Annotated in this window: 15 protein-coding genes and 4 tRNA genes; all 19 read left to right on the top strand. The window is 55.8% G+C overall.

The genetic code is table 11. The annotated features are described in order from the left end of the window. The first annotated feature begins 8 nt into the window (after window positions 1–8). The 19 genes from birA (at window position 9) to tuf (ending at window position 19,269) form a co-directional block, all read left to right on the top strand. Entirely contained in the window at window positions 9–968 is a 960-nt protein-coding gene (gene birA, locus ELQ88_RS31460; protein WP_138969241.1) for a bifunctional biotin--[acetyl-CoA-carboxylase] ligase/biotin operon repressor BirA, read from the top strand. Then, window positions 958–1,707: a pantothenate kinase gene (locus ELQ88_RS31455; protein ID WP_138969240.1), complete on the top strand. Its 750-nt coding sequence runs from the start codon at window positions 958–960 to the stop codon at window positions 1,705–1,707. Before birA ends, ELQ88_RS31455 begins: the two co-directional genes overlap by 11 nt. Window positions 1,708–1,714: 7 nt before the next feature. Further along, window positions 1,715–2,155, top strand: coding sequence for a hypothetical protein (locus ELQ88_RS31450; protein ID WP_128872509.1), 441 nt, complete (start codon window positions 1,715–1,717; stop codon window positions 2,153–2,155). Between the two features lie 142 nt (window positions 2,156–2,297). Continuing rightward, a tRNA-Tyr gene (locus ELQ88_RS31445) sits at window positions 2,298–2,382 on the top strand. Window positions 2,383–2,406: 24 nt separating this feature from the next. Then, window positions 2,407–2,480: transfer RNA gene (locus tag ELQ88_RS31440), tRNA-Gly, on the top strand. Between the two features lie 26 nt (window positions 2,481–2,506). Further along, window positions 2,507–2,582: transfer RNA gene (locus ELQ88_RS31435), tRNA-Thr, on the top strand. 169 nt (window positions 2,583–2,751) lie between these two features. Next, window positions 2,752–2,827, top strand: a tRNA-Trp gene (locus tag ELQ88_RS31430). A gap of 45 nt (window positions 2,828–2,872) precedes the next feature. Continuing rightward, window positions 2,873–3,241 carry a preprotein translocase subunit SecE gene (gene secE / locus ELQ88_RS31425; protein ID WP_128872508.1) on the top strand — a complete coding sequence of 123 codons (369 nt, stop codon included), beginning with the start codon at window positions 2,873–2,875 and terminating at the stop codon, window positions 3,239–3,241. Between the two features lie 9 nt (window positions 3,242–3,250). After that, window positions 3,251–3,784, top strand: coding sequence for a transcription termination/antitermination protein NusG (gene nusG, locus ELQ88_RS31420; RefSeq protein WP_007896622.1), 534 nt, complete (start codon window positions 3,251–3,253; stop codon window positions 3,782–3,784). 117 nt (window positions 3,785–3,901) lie between these two features. Then, window positions 3,902–4,333 (top strand): 50S ribosomal protein L11, encoded by a 432-nt coding sequence (rplK, locus tag ELQ88_RS31415; protein ID WP_128872507.1) that lies wholly within the window; start codon window positions 3,902–3,904, stop codon window positions 4,331–4,333. Next, the gene (gene rplA / locus ELQ88_RS31410) at window positions 4,333–5,028 is read left to right on the top strand and encodes a 50S ribosomal protein L1 (protein ID WP_128872506.1); all 696 of its coding nucleotides are present in this window, start codon (window positions 4,333–4,335) and stop codon (window positions 5,026–5,028) included. The genes rplK and rplA overlap by 1 nt, the downstream gene beginning before the upstream one ends. Before the next feature lie 198 nt (window positions 5,029–5,226). Then, the gene (gene rplJ, locus ELQ88_RS31405) at window positions 5,227–5,727 is read left to right on the top strand and encodes a 50S ribosomal protein L10 (protein WP_008145489.1); all 501 of its coding nucleotides are present in this window, start codon (window positions 5,227–5,229) and stop codon (window positions 5,725–5,727) included. An 80-nt stretch (window positions 5,728–5,807) separates the two neighbouring features. Continuing rightward, entirely contained in the window at window positions 5,808–6,173 is a 366-nt protein-coding gene (rplL, locus tag ELQ88_RS31400) for a 50S ribosomal protein L7/L12 (protein ID WP_128872505.1), read from the top strand. Window positions 6,174–6,393: 220 nt separating this feature from the next. Next, entirely contained in the window at window positions 6,394–10,467 is a 4,074-nt protein-coding gene (gene rpoB, locus ELQ88_RS31395) for a DNA-directed RNA polymerase subunit beta (RefSeq protein WP_128872504.1), read from the top strand. Between the two features lie 64 nt (window positions 10,468–10,531). Beyond that, complete coding sequence (gene rpoC, locus ELQ88_RS31390) at window positions 10,532–14,731, top strand: DNA-directed RNA polymerase subunit beta' (RefSeq protein ID WP_128872503.1); 4,200 nt, start codon at window positions 10,532–10,534, stop codon at window positions 14,729–14,731. Between the two features lie 216 nt (window positions 14,732–14,947). Then, complete coding sequence (rpsL, locus tag ELQ88_RS31385) at window positions 14,948–15,319, top strand: 30S ribosomal protein S12 (protein WP_002555494.1); 372 nt, start codon at window positions 14,948–14,950, stop codon at window positions 15,317–15,319. A 118-nt stretch (window positions 15,320–15,437) separates the two neighbouring features. Beyond that, complete coding sequence (gene rpsG / locus ELQ88_RS31380; RefSeq protein WP_002555493.1) at window positions 15,438–15,908, top strand: 30S ribosomal protein S7; 471 nt, start codon at window positions 15,438–15,440, stop codon at window positions 15,906–15,908. Between the two features lie 30 nt (window positions 15,909–15,938). Next, window positions 15,939–18,044 carry an elongation factor G gene (gene fusA / locus ELQ88_RS31375; protein ID WP_128872502.1) on the top strand — a complete coding sequence of 702 codons (2,106 nt, stop codon included), beginning with the start codon at window positions 15,939–15,941 and terminating at the stop codon, window positions 18,042–18,044. 31 nt (window positions 18,045–18,075) lie between these two features. Beyond that, window positions 18,076–19,269 (top strand): elongation factor Tu, encoded by a 1,194-nt coding sequence (gene tuf, locus ELQ88_RS31370; protein WP_007896660.1) that lies wholly within the window; start codon window positions 18,076–18,078, stop codon window positions 19,267–19,269. Window positions 19,270–19,302: the final 33 nt, after the last annotated feature.

The following is a 19,302-nucleotide window of genomic DNA, read 5'->3' as shown; positions in this document are numbered from 1 at the left end:
AGACTTGCATGCTGACGTTGTTAGAGCTTCTTAAAGATGGTCGGTTTCATTCCGGCCAGGCCCTGGGCATTGCCTTGGGTATCAGTCGTAGCGCGGTATGGAAGCAGCTTCAGCATTTGGAAGCTGAGCTTGGCTTGTCCATTCACAAGGTACGCGGGCGCGGGTATCAGCTGGCTGCACCCTTGACGCTGCTTGATCCTCTCGGCATCAGCGCGCGGGCCCCTTCCTGCGACTGGCCCGTTCTGGTCTTCGACTCAATCGACTCCACCAACGCCGAAGCCTTGCGCGCCATCGAGCGCGGCCAGGCTGCGCCATTCCTGGTGCTTGCCGAGCGGCAGACTGCCGGGCGAGGGCGGCGCGGGCGAAAATGGGCCAGCCCTTTTGCGGAAAACATCTATTACAGCCTGGTGTTGCGTATTGAGGGGGGAATGCGGCAGCTGGAGGGCTTGAGCCTGGTCGTCGGGCTTGCGGTAATGCAGGCCTTGCGAGAGCTGGGTATTTCGGCAGCAGGGCTGAAGTGGCCGAATGATGTGCTGGTAGGGCAAAAAAAGATCGCAGGGATATTGCTCGAATTGGTGGGGGATCCCGCTGATGTCTGCCATGTGGTCTTGGGTGTCGGGATTAATGTGAACATGCAGATGACTGACGAGGTTGATCAGCAGTGGACGTCCATGCGGCTTGAGTCAGGCAAGGTATTTGATCGCAATCACCTCGTTGCCGCCTTGGGGGAGAAGCTCCAGGCCTATTTGAGTCAGCATCAGGTCGGCGGATTTTCAGCTATCCAGTCGGAGTGGGAGCAAAATCATCTTTGGCAGGGGCGCGCTGTGTCGCTGATTGCAGGCGTAAACCAAATAGATGGCGAAGTGCTGGGTATTGATAACCAGGGTGCCTTGCGCTTGAAGGTGGGCGGTTTGGAAAAAGTCTTTAGTGGTGGTGAGCTCAGCCTGAGGTTGCGTGATGATTCTTGAGCTCGACTGCGGAAACAGTTTCATCAAGTGGCGGGTGCTCCATGCGGATGTCCGTCGGGTGGTGGGTGAGGGTGTCGTTGATTCGGATCTCGCTTTGCTGGAGAGCTTGGAGGCGCTCAAGGGGATCGCTCTCAAGTTTTGCCGGTTGGTCAGTGTCAGGACCCCTGAAGAAACCCAGGCGTTGATTGCGCTGCTCACGCAAGCTTTCGGTGTGTCGGTGGTCTGTGCCGCGCCGGCTCGCGAAATGTCTGGTGTCCGTAACGGGTATGAGGAATTCGAGCGGCTGGGGCTCGATCGTTGGCTGGCGATGCTCGGCGGGTTTCACCTGGCCTCGGGTGCCTGCCTGGTACTCGATTTCGGTACTGCAGTCACTGCCGACTTCATTGCCGGCGATGGGGAGCATCTCGGCGGCTTCATCTGCCCGGGAATGCCCCTGATGCGCAATCAGTTGCGGACCCATACTCGTAGAATCCGCTATGGGGATCTCGCCGCTGAGCGCGCCCTGGAAAGTCTCGTCCCGGGTCGCACCACCGTCGAGGCAGTGGAGCGAGGGTGTTCGCTGATGCTCAGGGGTTTTGTCCTGACCCAGCTGGAGATGGCGCGCAGCTACTGGGGGGAGGATTTTACTGTGTTCCTCACTGGGGGGGATGCAGATCTGGTCTCCGGGATCGTGCCCGAGGCCAGGGTGGTTCCAGACCTGGTGTTCGTAGGCTTGGCTATGGCATGTCCCCTGTCCTGAGGTTTTTATGCGTTGGTTGTTCCTGCTGCTGCTCGTTCTCAATGTGTTCTATTACATCTGGCACCAACAAGAGGCGCCTCTGCGTGCGAAAGATGTAACGCCGTTGAGCTTGTACCGAGGTTCGCAGCAGGATATCCGCCTGTTGAGTGAGGCGAGTGACGCGGCTCGAGATAAAGAAAAATCGCCCCGGGCGGATGATGGTTGCCTGTATCTGGGCGGTTTTGCACGTCAGGACGCCGCGCAGGCGGTAGAGCGGCGATTGAATGGCATGGAAATCAAATTCCAGTCATTGCCGAAGGATTCCGCTGAATCTGCAGGTTACTGGGTGCGTGTGGCACCCGAAAGCCGGCGTTGGCTGGATGATTCGCAGCTGAAAAACCTTTCCAAAGAATTCAATGAGTTAAAACATAAAATAATGCCATGCGAGGGGGTTGCACCTGCTCAATAGTTTGCATAGAATGGCGCCCGCTCCGCAGTGAACACCTTTAACGGTTAACGCTGCGAAGCGAGGTCAACGCAGCTAACCTCAGGTTTTTAATGAGAAAATGCTTGACAGAAGGCCGGCGTAGTATAGAATGCCGGCTCGCTTAGGAGGGGTTCCCGAGCGGCCAAAGGGATCAGACTGTAAATCTGACGTCTACGACTTCGAAGGTTCGAATCCTTCCCCCTCCACCATTTTTAGCGAGAGCTGCAAGCCTCGCGGGTATAGTTTAGTGGTAGAACCTCAGCCTTCCAAGCTGATGATGCGGGTTCGATTCCCGCTACCCGCTCCAAGTTTGCAGATCCTGCAAAGTGTTACGCTCTTGTAGCTCAGTTGGTAGAGCACACCCTTGGTAAGGGTGAGGTCAGCGGTTCAAATCCGCTCAAGAGCTCCATATAACAAGGCAGATATGAAAATATCTGCCTTTGTTTTAATGGTCTGGTTGTGTTTCGTTGTCCCTGAGGGTGGTTTGAGTCTCGGTGCTGGCGGAGTGCAAAGGTCATTGAGTAAATTGTTGTAAAGTCTTTTTCGGGCCGGCATAATGGTCGGCCTGATTTTGTTCTAGGTCAGTAGCTCAATTGGCAGAGCGACGGTCTCCAAAACCGTAGGTTGGGGGTTCGATTCCCTCCTGACCTGCCAGATTCACTTGGTGGGTTTGGCTTTCTTTTCACAGGATCTTCATAGATGACTCCTAAAGCTGAAGCTCAAGGCTCTCGCTTCGATCTGCTCAAGTGGCTAGTAGTGGCTGCTTTGGTGGTTGTTGGCGTTGTTGGCAATCAGTATTACTCTGCTTCGCCGATCCTGTACCGTGTACTTGCTTTGCTTGTCATTGCTGCTGTAGCTGCCTTTGTAGGCCTGCAGACAGTCAAGGGCAAGTCTTTCTTTGTGCTGGTGAAGGAAGCTCGCACCGAGATTCGTAAAGTCGTATGGCCAACTCGCCAAGAAACCACGCAGACCACGTTGATCGTTGTGGCTGTTGTCCTGGTTATGGCGTTGCTGTTGTGGGGGCTTGATTCCCTGCTCGGCTGGCTTGTTTCCTTGATTGTCGGCTAAGGGTGTCCCGTGGCTAAGCGTTGGTACGTTGTGCATGCTTACTCCGGTTACGAGAAGCATGTCATGCGCTCGTTGGTAGAGCGCGTAAAGCTGGCTGGCATGGAAGATGGCTTCGGCGAAATTCTGGTTCCCACTGAAGAAGTGGTTGAAATGCGTAATGGCCAGAAACGCAAAAGCGAGCGCAAATTCTTCCCAGGTTATGTGCTGGTCCAGATGGACATGAACGAGGGTACTTGGCACTTGGTCAAGGATACGCCTCGGGTGATGGGTTTCATCGGCGGTACTGCTGATAAGCCTGCACCGATCACAGATAAAGAGGCAGAAGCGATTCTGCGTCGTGTTGCTGACGGTAGCGACAAGCCGAAGCCGAAGACGTTGTTCGAGCCGGGCGAGTCGGTACGGGTCAACGACGGGCCGTTTGCCGATTTTACCGGCACGGTTGAAGAAGTTAACTACGAAAAGAGCCGGATCCAAGTGGCAGTGCTTATTTTCGGACGCTCTACTCCGGTAGAGCTTGAGTTCAGCCAGGTCGAAAAGGTCTAGCTGAGCAAGCATCCCAACCCCGCAGCCTCAGGCTGTGGGGTTTTGTCGTCACTGGGATAAACGCGCAAGTAACCGGGGAGCCTTTCGAGGCGTTTGAACCCGTAATTGGAGTGCCTCATGGCCAAGAAAATTACCGCTTACATCAAGCTGCAAGTGAAGGCCGCTCAGGCTAACCCAAGCCCACCTGTTGGTCCTGCTCTGGGTCAGCACGGCGTGAACATCATGGAATTCTGCAAGGCTTTCAACGCCCGTACTCAGGGTATTGAGCCAGGCCTGCCGACTCCAGTGATCATCACTGTCTACAGCGACCGTAGCTTCACGTTCGAAACCAAATCCACCCCTGCTTCGGTTCTGCTGAAGAAGGCGGCCGGTCTGACTAGCGGTTCCGCTCGTCCGAACACCGTTAAGGTTGGCACCGTGACCCGTGCTCAGCTGGAAGATATCGCGAAAACCAAAAACGCGGATCTGACTGCAGCTGATATGGATGCAGCCGTGCGTACTATCGCCGGTTCTGCTCGTAGCATGGGCCTTAACGTGGAGGGTGTGTAATGGCTAAGCTGACCAAGCGTCAAAAGGCTATCGCCGGCAAAATCGAAGCAGGCAAGTCCTACAACTTTGTAGACGCTGCCGCCCTGCTGGCTGAGCTGTCGACTGTCAAGTTCAGCGAGTCGTTCGACGTTGCTGTAAACCTGGGTGTTGACCCGCGTAAATCCGACCAGGTCGTTCGTAGCGCTACTGTGCTGCCACACGGCACTGGCAAGACCGTTCGCGTTGCCGTGTTCACCCAGGGTCCAGCTGCCGAGGCCGCTCTGGCTGCCGGCGCTGACCGTGTAGGTATGGACGATCTGGCTGCCGAAATGAAAGGCGGCGACCTGAACTATGACGTAGTGATCGCATCCCCGGATGCCATGCGCGTTGTAGGCCAGTTGGGTCAGATCCTCGGTCCACGTGGCCTGATGCCTAACCCTAAAGTCGGCACCGTAACCCCAGACGTAGCTACCGCGGTTAAAAACGCCAAGGCTGGTCAGGTTCGTTATCGCACCGACAAAAACGGCATCATCCACACCTCCGTTGGCAAAGTCGGCTTCGATGCCGTCAAGCTGAAGGAAAACGTTGAAGCCCTGATCTCTGATCTGAAGCGTATCAAGCCGGCTTCCTCGAAAGGCATTTATGTCAAGCGCATCACCCTGAGCACCACCATGGGCCCGGGCCTGGTCATCGACCAAGGTTCGCTGGAAGCGTAAGACAAAAATTGGCGCAAGCGATTGCGCCAATTGAAAGATTGGGGTCCCTGCCTGGCGGGGGCTATCCAAGACCGTAGGCGACGCAAGTCTTAAACCTCAAGCCTACGCAGATGGTGCTCCCGGTTCCTTACCGAATCAGACACCAAAACGACATCCGGCTTCGGTTGGATGAAACGGTAACAAGCAGGAGTTTTTCCCGTGGCAATTAAACTTGAAGACAAGAAGGCCATCGTCGCTGAAGTCAACAAGGCTGCCCAAGTTGCTCTGTCCGCTGTCGTGGCTGATGCCCGTGGCGTAACAGTAGGCGCTATGACCGGACTCCGTAAAGAGGCTCGTGAAGCTGGCGTTTACGTACGTGTTGTACGTAACACCCTGCTCAAGCGCGCCGTTGCTGGCACTCAGTATGACGTGCTCAACGACGTGTTCACCGGCCCGACCTTGATTGCATTCTCCAAAGATCATCCGGGCGCTGCTGCCCGTATTTTCAAAGAGTTCGCAAAAGGTCAGGACAAGTTCGAGATCAAGGCAGCTGCGTTCGAGGGCAAGTTCCTCGCAGCTAATCAGATCGACGTACTGGCAAGCCTGCCGACCCGTGACGAAGCAATTTCTCAGCTGATGAGCGTGATTCAAGGCGCAACCAGCAAATTGGCTCGTACTCTGGCGGCTCTTCGCGACCAGAAAGAAGCTGCTGCAGCCTAAGGCTGAGCGACTCCTTTCAGCGTTTTTTGTTTATTTCGATGGCCGCGTAGGCTGTCACCCCAATACAGGAATTTATAGTCATGTCTCTGACTAACGACCAAATCATCGAAGCAATCGGCGAAAAATCCGTTCTGGAAATCGTTGAGCTGATCAAGGCCATGGAAGAGAAGTTCGGCGTTTCCGCTGCCGCTGCTTCCGCAGGTCCAGCCGCTGTTGCTGCCGTTGTTGAAGAACAAACTGAATTCAACGTCAATCTGGTTGAGACTGGCGAGAAGAAAGTTAACGTGATCAAGGCTGTACGTGAGCTGACCGGTCTGGGCCTGAAAGAAGCCAAGGCTGTAGTTGACGGCTGCCCTGGCATGGTTCTGGAAGCAGTATCGAAAGACGCTGCTGAAAAAGCCAAAGCTGTTCTGGAAGAAGCAGGCGCTAAAGTCGAGCTGAAGTAAGCATCGACTTTGCGTCTCCAGCCCGAGCGTTAAGCGAAAGGCTGATGGCTGGTGGCTCTTGCCACCGGCCTTTTTCCGTTATTGGCAGCCGACTGGGTCGGCGCTGGTAACGAGCTGTAACCACCCGATGCGGTGGCGCAAACCATGGGGTTTGCACGATTTTCTGGCTGCTCCCGTCGGGAGGGGCCAAACAAGCAGGTGACCAAGCTGGGGAACGCTGATGGCTTACTCATATACTGAGAAAAAACGTATCCGCAAGGACTTTAGCAAGTTGCCGGACGTCATGGATGTGCCGTATCTCCTGGCAATCCAGCTGGATTCGTATCGTGAATTCTTGCAGGCGGGAGCGACTAAAGATCAGTTCCGCGACGTGGGCCTGCATGCGGCCTTCAAATCCGTTTTCCCGATCATCAGCTACTCCGGCAATGCTGCGCTGGAGTACGTCGGTTATCGCCTGGGCGAACCGGCATTTGATGTCAAAGAATGCGTATTGCGCGGTGTAACTTACGCCGTACCTTTGCGGGTAAAAGTGCGCCTGATCATTTTCGACAAAGAATCGTCGAACAAAGCGATCAAGGACATCAAAGAGCAAGAAGTCTACATGGGCGAAATCCCGTTGATGACTGAAAACGGTACCTTCGTAATCAACGGTACCGAACGAGTAATCGTTTCCCAGCTGCACCGTTCTCCAGGCGTGTTCTTCGACCACGACCGTGGCAAGACGCACAGCTCCGGCAAACTGCTGTACTCCGCGCGCATCATTCCTTACCGCGGTTCGTGGCTGGACTTCGAGTTCGACCCGAAAGACTGCGTGTTCGTGCGTATCGACCGTCGTCGCAAGCTGCCTGCATCGGTACTGCTGCGCGCGCTCGGCTATACCACTGAAGAAGTGCTCGACGCGTTCTACACCACCAACGTTTTCCACCTGAGCGGCGAAACCCTCAGTCTGGAACTGATTGCTTCGCGTCTGCGTGGTGAAATCGCTGTTCTTGATATTCAGGACGAGAAGGGCAAGGTCATCGTTGAGGCTGGTCGCCGTATTACTGCGCGCCACATCAACCAGATCGAAAAAGCCGGTCTCAAGACCCTGGAAGTGCCTCTGGACTACGTCCTGGGTCGCACTACCGCCAAGGTCATCGTGCATCCGGCAACCGGCGAAATCCTGGCAGAGTGCAACACCGAGCTGAACACCGAGATCCTGGCAAAAATCGCCAAGTCCCAGGTTGTTCGCATCGAAACTCTGTACACCAACGATATCGACTGCGGTCCGTTCGTCTCCGACACCCTGAAGATCGACTCCACCAGCAACCAATTGGAAGCGCTGGTCGAGATCTATCGCATGATGCGTCCAGGCGAGCCGCCAACCAAAGACGCTGCCGAGACCCTGTTCAACAACCTGTTCTTCAGCCCTGAGCGCTACGACCTGTCTGCGGTCGGCCGGATGAAGTTCAACCGTCGTATCGGTCGTACCGAGATCGAAGGTTCGGGCGTGCTGTGCAAGGAAGACATCGTCGCGGTCCTGAAGACTCTGGTCGACATCCGTAACGGTAAAGGCATCGTCGATGACATCGACCACCTGGGTAACCGTCGTGTTCGCTGCGTAGGCGAAATGGCCGAGAACCAGTTCCGCGTTGGCCTGGTACGTGTTGAGCGTGCGGTCAAAGAGCGTCTGTCGATGGCTGAAAGCGAAGGCCTGATGCCGCAAGACCTGATCAACGCCAAGCCAGTGGCTGCGGCGGTGAAAGAGTTCTTCGGTTCCAGCCAGCTGTCCCAGTTCATGGACCAGAACAACCCGCTGTCCGAGATCACCCACAAGCGTCGTGTGTCTGCACTCGGCCCTGGCGGTTTGACTCGTGAGCGTGCCGGCTTTGAAGTTCGTGACGTACACCCGACTCACTACGGTCGTGTTTGCCCGATCGAAACGCCGGAAGGTCCGAACATCGGTCTGATCAACTCCCTGGCCGCCTATGCGCGCACCAACCAGTACGGCTTCCTCGAGAGCCCGTACCGTGTGGTGAAAGACGCTCTGGTCACCGACGAGATCGTGTTCCTGTCCGCCATCGAAGAAGCTGATCACGTGATCGCTCAGGCTTCGGCCACGATGAACGACAAGAAAATGCTGATCGACGAACTGGTAGCTGTTCGTCACTTGAACGAGTTCACCGTCAAGGCGCCGGAAGACGTCACCTTGATGGACGTATCGCCGAAGCAGGTAGTTTCGGTTGCAGCGTCGCTGATCCCGTTCCTCGAGCACGACGACGCCAACCGTGCGTTGATGGGTTCGAACATGCAGCGTCAAGCTGTACCCACCCTGCGCGCTGACAAGCCGCTGGTCGGTACCGGCATGGAGCGTAACGTAGCCCGTGACTCCGGCGTTTGCGTCGTGGCTCGTCGTGGCGGCGTGATCGATTCCGTTGATGCCAGCCGTATCGTGGTTCGTGTTGCCGATGACGAAGTTGAAACCGGTGAAGCCGGTGTCGACATCTACAACCTGACCAAGTACACCCGCTCCAACCAGAACACCTGCATCAACCAGCGTCCGCTGGTGCGTAAAGGTGATCGGGTTCAGCGCAGCGACATCATGGCTGACGGTCCGTCCACCGACATGGGTGAGCTGGCGCTGGGTCAGAACATGCGCATCGCGTTCATGGCCTGGAACGGTTACAACTTCGAAGACTCCATCTGCCTGTCGGAACGAGTTGTTCAAGAAGATCGCTTCACCACGATCCACATTCAGGAACTGACCTGTGTGGCACGTGACACCAAGCTTGGGCCAGAGGAAATCACTGCCGACATCCCGAACGTGGGTGAAGCGGCACTGAACAAACTGGACGAAGCCGGTATCGTTTACGTAGGTGCTGAAGTTGGCGCAGGCGACATCCTGGTCGGTAAGGTCACTCCGAAAGGCGAGACTCAACTGACTCCGGAAGAAAAACTGCTGCGTGCCATCTTTGGTGAAAAAGCCAGCGACGTTAAAGACACCTCCCTGCGCGTGCCTACCGGCACCAAGGGTACCGTCATCGACGTACAGGTCTTCACTCGTGACGGCGTTGAGCGTGATGCTCGTGCACTGTCGATCGAGAAGACCCAGCTCGACGAGATCCGCAAGGACCTGAACGAAGAGTTCCGTATCGTTGAAGGCGCGACTTTCGAACGTCTGCGTTCCGCTCTGGTCGGCCGCAAAGCCGAAGGCGGCGCCGGCCTGAAGAAAGGTCAGGACATCACCGACGAAATTCTCGACGGTCTTGAGCATGGCCAGTGGTTCAAACTGCGCATGGCTGAAGATGCTCTGAACGAGCAGCTCGAGAAGGCTCAGGCTTACATCGTTGATCGCCGCCGTCTGCTGGACGACAAGTTCGAAGACAAGAAGCGCAAACTGCAGCAGGGCGATGACCTGGCTCCAGGCGTGCTGAAAATCGTCAAGGTTTACCTGGCAATCCGTCGCCGCATCCAGCCGGGCGACAAGATGGCCGGTCGTCACGGTAACAAAGGTGTGGTCTCCGTGATCATGCCGGTTGAAGACATGCCGCACGATGCCAATGGCACCCCGGTCGACGTCGTCCTCAACCCGTTGGGCGTACCTTCGCGTATGAACGTTGGTCAGATCCTTGAAACCCACCTGGGCCTCGCGGCCAAAGGTCTGGGCGAGAAGATCAACCGCATGATCGAAGAGCAGCGTAAAGTTGCCGATCTGCGCAAGTTCCTGCACGAGATCTACAACGAGATCGGCGGTCGCAACGAAGATCTGGACAGCTTCTCCGACCAGGAAATCCTGGATCTGGCGAAGAACCTGCGTGGCGGCGTTCCAATGGCCACTCCAGTGTTCGACGGTGCCAAGGAAAGCGAAATCAAGGCCATGCTGAAACTGGCAGACCTGCCAGAAAGCGGCCAGATGCAGCTGACCGACGGCCGTACCGGCAACAAGTTCGAGCGCCCGGTTACTGTTGGCTACATGTACATGCTGAAGCTGAACCACTTGGTAGACGACAAGATGCACGCTCGTTCTACCGGTTCGTACAGCCTGGTTACTCAGCAGCCGCTGGGTGGTAAGGCGCAGTTCGGTGGTCAGCGTTTCGGGGAGATGGAGGTCTGGGCACTGGAAGCATACGGTGCTGCTTACACTCTGCAAGAAATGCTCACAGTGAAGTCGGACGATGTGAACGGCCGTACCAAGATGTACAAAAACATCGTGGATGGCGATCACCGTATGGAGCCGGGCATGCCCGAGTCCTTCAACGTGTTGATCAAGGAAATTCGTTCCCTCGGCATCGATATCGATCTGGAAACCGAATAACACGTGACGCGAATCGAGAGCGGGGCAGGATTGCCCGCTCTCTGCTCCGCCAGGAGGAAAGGCCTTGAAAGACCTACTGAATTTGCTGAAAAACCAGGGTCAAGTCGAAGAGTTCGACGCCATCCGTATTGGATTGGCATCGCCTGAGATGATCCGTTCGTGGTCGTTCGGTGAAGTTAAAAAGCCGGAAACCATCAACTACCGTACGTTCAAACCTGAGCGTGACGGCCTGTTCTGCGCCAAGATCTTTGGCCCGGTAAAGGATTACGAGTGCCTGTGCGGTAAGTACAAGCGCTTGAAGCACCGTGGTGTGATCTGCGAGAAGTGCGGCGTTGAAGTCGCGCTGGCCAAAGTTCGTCGTGAGCGCATGGCGCACATCGAACTGGCTTCCCCGGTTGCCCACATCTGGTTCCTGAAATCGCTGCCGTCGCGTATCGGCTTGCTGATGGACATGACCCTGCGTGATATCGAACGCGTTCTCTACTTCGAGAGCTATGTCGTTATCGATCCAGGCATGACCACCCTTGAAAAAGGTCAGCTGCTCAACGACGAGCAGTACTTCGAAGCGCTGGAAGAGTTCGGCGACGATTTCGATGCCCGCATGGGTGCTGAAGCTGTCCGTGAACTGCTGCACGCTATCGACCTGGAACACGAGATTGGCCGTCTGCGCGAAGAAATTCCGCAAACCAACTCCGAAACCAAGATCAAGAAGCTATCCAAGCGTCTGAAGTTGATGGAAGCCTTCCAGGGTTCCGGCAACCTTCCAGAATGGATGGTGCTGACCGTTCTGCCGGTTCTGCCGCCAGATCTGCGTCCACTGGTCCCGCTGGATGGCGGTCGCTTCGCGACTTCCGACCTCAACGATCTGTATCGTCGAGTGATCAACCGTAACAACCGCTTGAAGCGTCTGCTCGATCTGTCCGCTCCGGACATCATCGTGCGCAACGAAAAGCGTATGTTGCAGGAAGCCGTCGATGCACTGCTCGACAACGGTCGTCGTGGCCGCGCTATCACCGGTTCCAACAAGCGTCCTCTGAAATCCCTGGCTGACATGATCAAGGGTAAGCAAGGTCGTTTCCGTCAGAACTTGCTCGGTAAGCGTGTTGACTACTCCGGTCGTTCGGTAATTACCGTAGGTCCGACCCTGCGTCTGCACCAGTGCGGTCTGCCGAAGAAAATGGCCCTCGAGCTGTTCAAGCCGTTCATTTTCGGCAAGCTGGAAATGCGTGGTCTCGCGACCACCATCAAAGCTGCCAAGAAAATGGTCGAGCGCGAGCTGCCAGAGGTTTGGGACGTTCTCGCTGAAGTGATCCGTGAACACCCGGTTCTCCTCAACCGTGCACCGACCCTTCACCGTCTGGGTATCCAGGCGTTTGAACCGGTACTGATCGAAGGTAAGGCTATCCAGCTGCACCCTCTGGTCTGTGCTGCGTACAACGCCGACTTCGACGGCGACCAAATGGCCGTGCACGTACCGCTGACGCTGGAAGCCCAGCTGGAAGCGCGTGCGTTGATGATGTCGACCAACAACATTCTGTCGCCAGCCAACGGTGAGCCAATCATCGTTCCGTCGCAGGACGTTGTATTGGGTCTGTACTACATGACGCGTGAAGCGATCAACGCCAAGGGCGAAGGTCGTGTGTTCGCGGATCTGCAAGAAGTTGACCGTGTGTTCCGTGCCGGCGAAGCTGCACTGCATGCCAAGGTCAAAGTGCGGATCAACGAAACCGTCAACGATCGTGATGGCGGCAGCGTCAAGAACACCCGTATCGTCGACACCACTGTCGGCCGTGCGCTGTTGTTCCAGGTTGTTCCACCTGGCCTGTCGTACGACGTCGTCAACCAGCCGATGAAGAAAAAGGCGATCTCCAAGCTGATCAACCAGTGCTACCGCGTGGTTGGTTTGAAAGAGACCGTGATCTTCGCTGACCAGTTGATGTACACCGGTTTTGCCTATTCGACCATTTCCGGCGTTTCCATCGGTGTTAACGACTTCGTTATCCCGGATGAAAAAGCCCGCATCATCAATGCTGCTACTGATGAAGTGAAAGAGATCGAAAGTCAGTACGCCTCCGGCCTGGTAACCCAGGGCGAGAAGTACAACAAAGTGATCGACCTTTGGTCCAAGGCGAACGACGAAGTTTCCAAGGCGATGATGGCCAACCTCTCGAAAGAGAAAGTCATCGACCGTCATGGCGTCGAAGTCGACCAGGAATCCTTCAACTCGATGTACATGATGGCCGACTCGGGCGCACGGGGTTCTGCTGCGCAGATCCGTCAGCTCGCCGGTATGCGTGGCCTGATGGCCAAGCCGGACGGTTCCATCATCGAAACGCCGATTACTGCGAACTTCCGTGAAGGTTTGAGCGTACTTCAGTACTTCATCTCCACTCACGGTGCTCGTAAAGGTTTGGCGGATACCGCGTTGAAAACGGCGAACTCCGGTTACCTGACTCGTCGTCTGGTAGACGTGGCGCAGGATCTGGTCGTGACCGAGATCGATTGCGGCACCGAGCATGGCCTGGTAATGACGCCGCACATTGAAGGCGGTGACGTTGTCGAGCCGCTGGGTGAGCGCGTATTGGGTCGTGTCATTGCCCGTGACGTATTCAAGCCGGGTACCGAGGAAGTTATCGTTCCTGGCGGCACTCTGGTAGACGAGAAGTGGGTCGAGTTCATCGAGCTCAACAGCATCGACGAAGTGATCGTGCGTTCGCCGATCAGCTGCGAAACCCGCTACGGCATTTGCGCCAAGTGCTACGGCCGTGACCTGGCTCGTGGTCACCAGGTGAACATCGGTGAAGCGGTCGGCGTTATCGCTGCCCAGTCCATCGGTGAGCCGGGTACCCAGCTGACCATGCGTACGTTCCACATCGGTGGTGCGGCAAGCCGGACCTCCGCAGCCGACAGCGTTCAGGTGAAGAATGGCGGTACCGTCCGTCTGCACAACCTGAAGCACGTTGAGCGAGTGGATGGCTGCCTGGTTGCCGTGTCCCGTTCCGGTGAGCTGGCGATCGCTGATGACTTCGGTCGTGAGCGCGAGCGTTACAAGCTGCCGTACGGTGCCGTGATTTCGGTTAAAGAAGGTGACAAGGTCGACGCTGGCGCAATCGTGGCCAAGTGGGATCCGCACACTCACCCGATCGTTACCGAAATGAAAGGTACCGTGACCTACGTGGGCATGGAAGAAGGCATCACGATCAAGCGTCAGACTGACGAATTGACCGGTATGACCAACATTGAAGTACTCGACGCCAAAGACCGTCCAGCTGCCGGTAAAGATATCCGTCCTGCTGTGAAGATGGTTGATGACAACGGCAAGGATCTGTTGCTGCCAGGCACTGACGTTATCGCTCAGTACTTCCTGCCAGCCAACGCCCTGGTCGGTGTTGCGGATGGTGCGAAGATTGCGATCGGTGATGTTATCGCTCGTATCCCGCAAGAGACTTCGAAGACCCGTGACATCACCGGTGGTCTGCCGCGTGTTGCCGACTTGTTCGAAGCCCGTCGTCCGAAAGAAGCCTCGATCCTGGCGGAAGTCAGCGGCACCATCGCGTTCGGTAAAGAGACCAAAGGCAAGCGCCGTCTGGTTATTACCCCGAACGACGGTACCGATCCGTACGAAGAGCTGATTCCGAAGTGGCGTCACCTGAACGTCTTCGAAGGCGAACAGGTAAACCGCGGCGAAGTTATCTCCGACGGCCCGAGCGATCCACACGACATCCTGCGTCTGCTGGGTGTGAGTGCGCTGGCCAAGTACATCGTGAACGAGATCCAGGACGTTTACCGTCTGCAAGGCGTGAAGATCAACGACAAGCACATCGAGACCATCCTGCGTCAGATGTTGCGTAAGGTTGAAATCGCTGAATCCGGCGACTCGACTTTCATCAAGGGCGACCAGATGGAGTTGACTCACGTTCTGGTAGAGAACGAACGTCTGGCTGGCGACGAGAAATTCGTTTCCAAGTTCACTCGTGTGTTGCTGGGTATCACCAAGGCGTCGTTGTCCACCGAATCGTTCATCTCGGCGGCTTCCTTCCAGGAAACCACTCGCGTACTGACCGAAGCGGCGGTAACCGGCAAGCGCGATTACCTGCGCGGCCTGAAAGAAAACGTGGTTGTGGGTCGTCTGATCCCGGCCGGTACCGGTCTGGCTTATCACAGCGAGCGCAAGCGTCGCCGTGAAGCGGACAAACCGTTGCGCGTAAGCGCCAGTGAAGTGGAAGCTGCACTGACCGAAGCGCTGAACTCGAGCGGTAACTGAGTTCTGCGGTAAATGAGCGTAAGGCCCTGGTCGCTCCGTTCATCGAATCGAGACAATTTGTCGAGGTTGGATGAGTGGGGAGGTCGGGGCCTTGCCTTGACTGGGGGCAAGATCCTCTTTAGACTCTTGTACCCCTAAATTTGGCGGGAATTCGTTCCTGCCATTTTGCTTTTCTTGCAAGACAATAGCGTCGCAAGACAACAGTGGAGCTAGTAGATGGCAACTATCAACCAGCTGGTACGTCAGCCGCGTAAGCGTATCGTCGAGAAATCCGACGTGCCTGCGCTGCAGAACTGCCCGCAACGTCGTGGCGTATGCACCCGTGTGTATACCACCACGCCGAAAAAACCTAACTCGGCACTGCGTAAAGTATGCCGTGTGCGTCTGACCAACGGTTTCGAGGTTTCCTCGTACATCGGCGGTGAAGGCCACAACCTGCAAGAGCACAGCGTGGTACTGATCCGCGGCGGTCGTGTAAAAGACTTGCCAGGTGTTCGTTACCACACCGTACGCGGTTCTTTGGATACTTCCGGCGTTAAAGGTCGTAACCAGGGTCGTTCGAAGTACGGTACCAAGAAGCCTAAGTAGTAGTGGCTTTTTGTAAAAACCGATTTTCTATTTTTCTGAGTCGATAAGAGTAAGGTCGGAGGCGTCCCGAAAGGGCACCGATTCCGAGCGAACCTGAAGACCGTTTGAGGGCTTATCCATGCCAAGAAGACGCGTAGCAGCCAAGCGCGAAGTGCTTGACGATCCAAAATACGGCAGCCAGATCCTGGCCAAGTTCATGAACCACGTGATGGAAAGCGGCAAGAAAGCCGTTGCCGAGCGTATCGTTTATGGCGCGCTGGAAAAGGTTAAAGAACGCAAGAACAGCGACCCCCTGGAAATCTTCGAGAAAGCTCTCGACGCCATCGCTCCGCTGGTCGAAGTGAAGTCGCGCCGTGTAGGCGGTGCTACTTACCAGGTTCCGGTTGAAGTTCGTCCGTCCCGTCGTAATGCTCTGGCAATGCGCTGGTTGGTAGACTTCGCCCGCAAGCGCGGCGAGAAGTCTATGGCTCTGCGTTTGGCCGGTGAACTGCTGGACGCTGCCGAAGGCAAAGGTGCTGCAGTTAAGAAGCGTGAAGACGTGCACCGTATGGCTGAAGCCAACAAGGCTTTCTCGCACTACCGCTTCTAATTTTAGCGTCACTAATTTTGCGAGGGCTTTATGGCTCGTACTACACCGATTAATCGCTACCGTAACATTGGTATCGTTGCTCACGTGGATGCTGGTAAAACCACCACCACCGAGCGCGTCCTTTTTTACACTGGCAAAAGTCACAAAATGGGCGAGGTGCATGACGGCGCCGCGACCACAGACTGGATGGTGCAGGAGCAGGAGCGTGGTATTACCATTACTTCTGCTGCAATCACCGCCTTCTGGCAGGGTTCCGAGAAGCAGCACAAGGACCAATACCGCTTCAACGTCATCGACACCCCGGGCCACGTTGACTTCACTATTGAAGTTGAGCGTTCCCTGCGTGTTCTCGACGGCGCGGTCGTTGTGTTCTGCGGCACCTCGGGTGTTGAGCCTCAGTCGGAAACCGTATGGCGTCAAGCCAACAAATACGGCGTTCCACGTCTTGTTTACGTAAACAAGATGGACCGTGCTGGTGCGAACTTCCTGCGCGTGATCGGTCAGATCAAGCAGCGTCTGGGTCACACTCCGGTGCCGATCCAGTTGGCCATCGGTTCCGAAGACAACTTCCAGGGTCAGATCGATCTGATGGCCATGGAAGCTGTTTACTGGAACGACGCTGACAAAGGCATGGTTCCAGTTCGCAAGCCTATCCCTGCTGAATTGCAGGAACTGGCTGACGAATGGCGCGGCAACATGGTTGAGGCTGCGGCCGAAGCCAGCGAAGAGCTGATGAACAAGTACCTCGAAGGTGAAGAACTCACCAACGCGGAAATCAAGGCCGCTCTGCGTCAGCGTACTATCGCTGGTGAGATCGTCTTGGCTGTTTGCGGTTCTTCCTTCAAGAACAAGGGCGTTCCCCTGGTTCTCGACGCCGTGATCGACTACCTGCCGGCTCCTTCCGACATTCCTGCCATCAAGGGTACCGACCCGGATGACGAGACCAAGGAAATGGAACGTCATGCAGACGACAGCGAGCCGTTCTCGGCCCTGGCGTTCAAGATCGCTACCGACCCATTCGTGGGTACCTTGACCTTCGTCCGCGTTTACTCGGGCGTGTTGGCCTCCGGCGACGGCGTGATCAACTCGGTCAAAGGCAAGAAAGAGCGCGTGGGTCGTATGGTGCAAATGCACGCAAACGCCCGTGAAGAAATCAAGGAAGTACGCGCTGGTGACATCGCGGCCTTGATCGGCATGAAGGACGTCACCACTGGTGAGACTTTGTGCAACGCTGACAAGCCAATCATCCTGGTTCGCATGGACTTCCCGGAGCCGGTTATTTCGGTTGCCGTAGAGCCTAAGACCAAGGACGACCAGGAAAAAATGGGTATCGCTCTGGGCAAACTTGCTCAGGAAGACCCGTCTTTCCGCGTCAAGACTGATGAAGAGACTGGTCAAACGATCATCTCCGGCATGGGCGAGTTGCACCTGGACATCCTGGTTGACCGGATGCGCCGTGAGTTCAACGTCGAAGCCAACATCGGTAAGCCGCAAGTTTCGTACCGTGAGCGCATCACGAAGAGCTGCGAAATCGAAGGCAAGTTCGTTCGCCAGTCCGGCGGTCGTGGCCAGTTCGGTCACTGCTGGATTCGTTTTGCACCTGCTGACGAAGGTCAGGAAGGTCTGCAATTCCTGAACGAAGTAGTGGGTGGTGTAGTTCCCAAGGAATACATCCCGGCTATCCAGAAGGGTATCGAAGAGCAGATGAAGAACGGTGTTGTTGCCGGCTATCCGCTGATCGGCCTGAAGGCTACCGTGTTTGATGGTTCCTACCACGACGTCGACTCGAACGAGATGGCGTTTAAGGTGGCTGCTTCCATGGCGACCAAGCAACTGGCCCAGAAGGGCGGTGGTGAGTTGCTTGAGCCGATCATGGCGGTAGAGGTGGTTACACCTGAAGACTATATGGGTGACGTGATGGGCGACCTTAACCGTCGTCGCGGCATGATCCTGGGTATGGAAGACACGGTCTCCGGCAAAGTGATTCGCGCCGAAGTTCCGCTGGGTGAGATGTTCGGTTATGCGACCGACGTCCGTTCCATGTCCCAAGGTCGCGCAAGCTACTCTATGGAATTCAAAAAATACAATACAGCTCCGTCGCACATCGTCGAAACTGTTACCAAAAAACAAGGCTGATTCAGCCCCTTTAGGCTAGGAGTTAATTGTCGTGGCTAAAGAAAAATTTGACCGTACCCTCCCGCACGTCAACGTTGGCACCATCGGTCACGTCGACCACGGTAAAACCACGCTGACCGCTGCTCTGACTCGCGTCTGCTCCGAAGTTTTCGGTTCGGCCGTTGTTGCTTTCGACAAGATCGACAGCGCTCCGGAAGAAAAGGCTCGTGGTATCACCATCAACACCGCGCACGTTGAATACAACTCGCTGATCCGTCACTACGCTCACGTTGACTGCCCAGGTCACGCTGACTATGTGAAGAACATGATCACCGGTGCTGCTCAGATGGACGGCGCTATCCTGGTTTGCTCGGCCGCTGATGGTCCGATGCCACAAACCCGTGAGCACATCCTGCTGTCCCGTCAGGTTGGCGTTCCGTACATCGTTGTCTTCCTGAACAAGGCTGACATGGTTGACGACGCTGAGCTGCTGGAACTGGTTGAGATGGAAGTGCGCGATCTGCTGAGCACTTACGACTTCCCAGGTGACGACACTCCGATCATCATCGGTTCGGCTCTGATGGCTCTGAACGGCCAAGACGACAACGAAATGGGCACCACTGCCGTTCGTAAACTGGTTGAGACTCTGGACAGCTACATCCCAGATCCAGTCCGTGTTATCGACAAGCCGTTCCTGATGCCAATCGAAGACGTATTCTCGATCTCCGGTCGCGGTACTGTTGTAACTGGCCGTATCGAGCGCGGTATCGTCAAGGTTCAGGATCCACTGGAAATCGTTGGTCTGCGTGACACTACCGTCACCACCTGCACCGGTGTTGAAATGTTCCGTAAGCTGCTCGACGAAGGTCGTGCTGGCGAGAACTGCGGCGTTCTGCTGCGTGGTACCAAGCGTGACGACGTTGAGCGTGGCCAGGTTCTGGTTAAGCCAGGTTCGGTCAAGCCGCACACCAAGTTCGAAGCTGAAGTGTACGTACTGAGCAAAGAAGAAGGCGGTCGTCACACTCCGTTCTTCAAAGGCTACCGTCCACAGTTCTACTTCCGTACTACTGACGTGACTGGTAACTGCGAACTGCCGGAAGGCGTTGAAATGGTAATGCCAGGCGACAACATCAAAATGGTTGTCACCCTGATCAAGACCATCGCAATGGAAGACGGTCTGCGTTTCGCTATCCGTGAAGGCGGTCGTACCGTCGGCGCTGGCGTCGTAGCCAAAATCATCGAGTAAGCTCTTTTTGAGCAGGCTTCGATGAGTTGAAGA

Source organism: Pseudomonas sp. MPC6, assembly GCF_006094435.1.
Taxonomy (GTDB): Bacteria; Pseudomonadota; Gammaproteobacteria; order Pseudomonadales; family Pseudomonadaceae; genus Aquipseudomonas.
Note: the sequence above shows the minus strand (reverse complement) of the source record. Positions and strands in the feature narration are given on the sequence as shown.